This window comes from Lacrimispora sp. 210928-DFI.3.58 (genome assembly GCF_020554865.1).
Taxonomy (GTDB): Bacteria; Bacillota; Clostridia; order Lachnospirales; family Lachnospiraceae; genus Enterocloster.
The window spans coordinates 1-4,130 of the sequence record NZ_JAJCIC010000083.1; the positions used below are offsets into that span (position 1 = coordinate 1).

Genomic DNA, 4,130 nt, shown 5'->3' on the forward strand with positions numbered 1-4,130 from the left:
GCGCCCACCAGACTCTTATGGTGCGGTAGTGCGTCCGCTGCTGGGCGCATGCAGGTTTACTATAAAAGTCCTGCCGCCGAATAGGCGGCTTGTATTCAGGTATGCCAAATGCGCCCACCAGACTCTTATGGTGCGGTAGTGCGTCCGCTGCTGGGCGCATGCAGGCTTATACAGAAAATCCAGGGCGGACGGACCTTATAAGCCTTCCGCCGCCCTGGAACTCACACATTGTCTGTTTATTTACTGCCGGATAGATGCGATCTCGTCGTCGATCTCTTTTATCAGCTTTGTCACATCGCGCTGGCTGTCATCCAGGGTAACGAACTCCTGGAGCTTTGTGCGGAACGCGGTGGAGAACTCAGATGTATAATCCGGAACCAGAGCCTTGGAAACGATCATATCATTATCAATATAGCTCTTGATCTCCTTGATAAATGCATCTGCATCATCGGTGGGAACAGTAACATTGCTTGTCATAAGCTTTGCGGTATCCATCCACGTCTTAGAGCTCTCTTCATTTGCGAAGAATTCAAGAAGGCTCATAACAGCATCCTTGTGCTCTGTCTGAGAGGAAACGATAAACACATCATCAATACCGATCCAGAGCTTGTTGTCCTCCGGCTTATCAGACCATGGTGTTGGGAACATGCCGAACTCACCCTCCGGGTTCGCTGCGATCACATCGCCCATGAGCCAGCCGCCGTTCATATACATCGGCCTCTGACCTGCCGCAAAGTTCTGGATACCCTGAGTCTGGTCAATAGCGGTATCTCCTGCATCCTTGTAGGAAGCGAACTTGGAGAACATCTCCATTGCCTCTGTGACAACCTCATTGCCGGACAGATCCTTAACGCCGTTCTGGGAATCCATCCATACATTCTCGTTGCCCGTAGCTGCTGCCATGCTGGTGAAGAAGGAATCCAGCTCGTGGAATACACCGTGAATAAAGTTATATGGGTGAACAAACGGGTACACACCCTTTTCCATAAAGGCATCGCATACCTTAAAGAAATCCTCCTTTGTCTGAGGAACCTCTACACCAACCTCCTCGAACATCTGCTTGTTGTAGAAGCAGGCCTTTACCTGGGCATCGATGGGGAAGCCGTATACGCCGCCATTTACGGTACACTCATCCGCCAGCATGGGAAGTACGTTCTCCAGGCACTTCTCACCTGTCAGGTCCATAAAATAGCCGCCCTCAATAAACTCTGTCATATTCTGCGGCTTACCGAACATAATGTCAGGGGCTTCGCCTGCTGCGATGTAGTTCTTATAGGTAGCAATGTAGGAGGAGGATGCCACAACCTCGATATCTACCTTGATATTTGGATATGCCTCGCTGAAGGCTGCAAGCATAGCGTCTAAAGCATCTCTCTTAGACTGCTCGCCCATATAGTGCACCAGGCGGAGAGTAACCTCCTCCCCCTCTGCAGGAGCCGCTGCCTCTGTCTCCTTGCTCTCAGCTGCTGCCTCTGTTGCTGCAGGCGCCTCTGTTTCCTTGCTGCCGCCGGAGCAGCCTGCTAAGGATGAGGAAGCCATAAGAGCTGCCAAAGCCAGAGCTGATACCTTCTTCCAACTGTTCTTTCTCATAAAATTTCCTCCTTTTCCATATATCTCTGTAATGAAAATTCTAGCAAATTAAAGTAAGGGATTATATAGGAAATTTTGGATAAAATATTATAATTTTAGCGATTTATCTGAATAAATAGAGATATAGTGCACAAAGACCTGCGATATAAAAAAGAAGTGCAGTGCCGTCCTGCCCGGAGGGCTTTTTGTTGCATAGGGGCTTTGGAGGAGTTTCCTTTGTAATAAAAGAAGAGCTGCCCTTCCCCCACAGAAGGCAGCTCTTAGTCACGATCAAAAACCGTCACACTATTAAGTTTATCTGGCATCCCCATACCAAACAAAAACCTGTAAGGCACTCCTTTGTGCTTCTTACATGGTTTACTATACCACCGTCCCCAGGATTTGTCAACATTTTTTGTGCATTTTAGTGAATAATTTCCCGTTAATACCTGTTTTTATATAAATTTTCCCCGTTTGTCCGTTAGATGGCGACATATGTCTTTATGAATATTTTCTTTCTTCCTGTACATACTTACTCCTGCATTGATTTTTATCTGCAGTCGCACAGAAAGGAAGAAAGCATGGAATTTTCTCAAAACTTACATGACAATATCTCATACCTTCATAAAAAGCTAAATGTAGGCACCAACTTTGATGTGGTGTACCGGATCGTGCACATAGGAGGGCGGGAGGCCTGCCTTTATTTCATTGACGGCTTTACAAAGGATGATTCCCTTTTAAAGATCCTTCAGGTGTTCTTCTCCATTAAGCCGGAGGATATGCCGGAGGATGCCCACAGCTTTTCCAAACAGTACATCCCTTATGGCGAGATCGGTCTTCTGACAAAGGACGATGATATGATCGTCCAGCTTTTATCCGGCGTTTCCTGCCTGTTTATTGACGGCTATGACAAATGCCTTACCATTGACTGCCGCACCTATCCGGCCAGAGGAGTCAGCGAGCCGGAAAAGGACAAGGTCATGCGGGGCTCCAGGGACGGCTTTGTGGAGACCCTGGTTTTCAACACAGCGCTCATACGCCGCCGTATCCGCGACCCGAAGCTCACCATGGAGATCATGACAGCCGGGGAGAGCTCCCATACGGATATTGCTGTCTGCTACATGGAGGGCCGTGTGGATACGGATCTTCTGGCAAAGATCAAGGGACGCATAACGAAGCTTAAGGTGGATGCCCTCACCATGAACCAGGAAAGCCTGGCAGAGTGCATCTACCCCCACAAATGGTATAATCCCTTCCCGAAATTCCGCTTTTCCGAGCGTCCTGACACGGCAGCGGCTTCCATTCTGGAAGGAAATATCATTATCCTGGTAGACAATTCCCCCTCTGCCATGATCCTCCCCTCTTCTGTCTTTGATATCATCGAGGAGGCGGACGATTACTATTTCCCGCCCATCACAGGCACCTACCTGCGCCTTACCAGGATGGCCATCTCCTTTCTCTCCCTGATGCTGACGCCAACCTGGCTCATGTTCATGCAAAATCCGGGACTGATACCGGACTGGCTGGCCTTTATCCGGCTCTCCGATCCCTACAATGTGCCTCTGATCTGGCAGCTTCTCATACTCGAATTTGCCATTGACGGCCTGCGCCTGGCAGCAGTAAATACGCCTAACATGCTCACCACCCCCTTAAGCGTTATCGCAGGTATTGTCCTTGGAGAGTACGCCGTCACCTCCGGCTGGTTCAACTCAGAGACCATGCTCTACATGGCCTTTGTGACAATTGCCAATTATTCCCAGGCCAGCTTTGAGCTGGGCTATGCCATGAAATTTATGCGCATCCTCATTCTGATTCTCACGGCCATCTTTAATATCTGGGGCTTTGTCATCGGGACCGTGCTCACAGCCTGCGCCATTATCTTCAACAAGACCATTGCGGGAAAGAGCTATATCTACCCGCTGATCCCCTTCCGCTTCAGCGAGCTGAAAAAGCGGTTCCTGCGCGGACGGCTGCCTCATACGGAGAAATCCTAGCAGAAGTTCTCTTATATGACCAAAGATCCGGTGGAGCATCCCGGGCAGTTATCTGCCGTGGGTGCTCCACCGGATCTTTCGATACGCGTCTATCGGAAGTCTTATACAAAGTCCTCACGCATTGGATTGAAGATATCCAGAAGGATACCAGCCTTCAGGCAGACGCAGCCGTGCTCTACGCCATTCATTTTGAGCATAGTGTCCCCGGCCTTTACGATCTTTTTTTCGCCGTCAATGTTAAATTCATACTCGCCGCTTACAACGTATGTAATCTGGGTATGTGGATGATGGTGGAGGCTTCCCACTGCTCCTTCCTCAAAGGTATTTTCCACACACATCAAGTCCTTACTGTAGGCCAGCACCCTTCTCACTACTCCCGGTCCTGCCTGTGTTCCTTCTACATCCTTGTGGAATACCCATCTCTCATCTAACATGTTAACAATCTCCTTTCGCGCTTTTGCGCTCAATTTTTTATTTTCCTCGCCTCCCGCTTCATAAAACGGTACGGGAAACGCGAACTCCGCTTTGCTTCGTTTGCGTAGCAAATAGTTTCGCGCCCTGCGCTCA

The 4,130-nt window shown here is 49.2% G+C and carries 3 protein-coding genes; 1 reads left to right on the forward strand and 2 read right to left on the reverse strand.

Going from position 1 to position 4,130, the window contains the following annotated elements; genetic code table 11:
- Window positions 1-240 precede the first annotated feature (240 nt).
- Complete coding sequence (locus tag LIZ87_RS21945; protein ID WP_227149210.1) at window positions 241-1,590, reverse strand: ABC transporter substrate-binding protein; 1,350 nt, start codon at window positions 1,588-1,590, stop codon at window positions 241-243.
- Between the two features lie 560 nt (window positions 1,591-2,150).
- Here LIZ87_RS21945 and LIZ87_RS21950 point away from each other — a divergent pair.
- A complete protein-coding gene (locus LIZ87_RS21950; RefSeq protein ID WP_178316391.1) occupies window positions 2,151-3,563 on the forward strand; it encodes a spore germination protein in 1,413 nt (470 codons plus the stop codon).
- A gap of 101 nt (window positions 3,564-3,664) precedes the next feature.
- Here LIZ87_RS21950 and LIZ87_RS21955 read toward each other — a convergent pair whose 3' ends face one another.
- The gene (locus tag LIZ87_RS21955; RefSeq protein WP_227149211.1) at window positions 3,665-3,997 is read right to left on the reverse strand and encodes a cupin domain-containing protein; all 333 of its coding nucleotides are present in this window, start codon (window positions 3,995-3,997) and stop codon (window positions 3,665-3,667) included.
- Between the last annotated feature and the right edge of the window lie 133 nt (window positions 3,998-4,130).

Excerpts from the sequence above, each read along its gene's own strand:
- LIZ87_RS21955 (WP_227149211.1), bottom strand. The coding sequence starts at position 3,997 with ATGTTAGATGAGAGATGGGTATTCCACAAGGATGTAGAAGGAACACAG.
- LIZ87_RS21950 (WP_178316391.1), top strand. The coding sequence starts at position 2,151 with ATGGAATTTTCTCAAAACTTACATGACAATATCTCATACCTTCATAAA.
- LIZ87_RS21945 (WP_227149210.1), bottom strand. The coding sequence starts at position 1,590 with ATGAGAAAGAACAGTTGGAAGAAGGTATCAGCTCTGGCTTTGGCAGCT.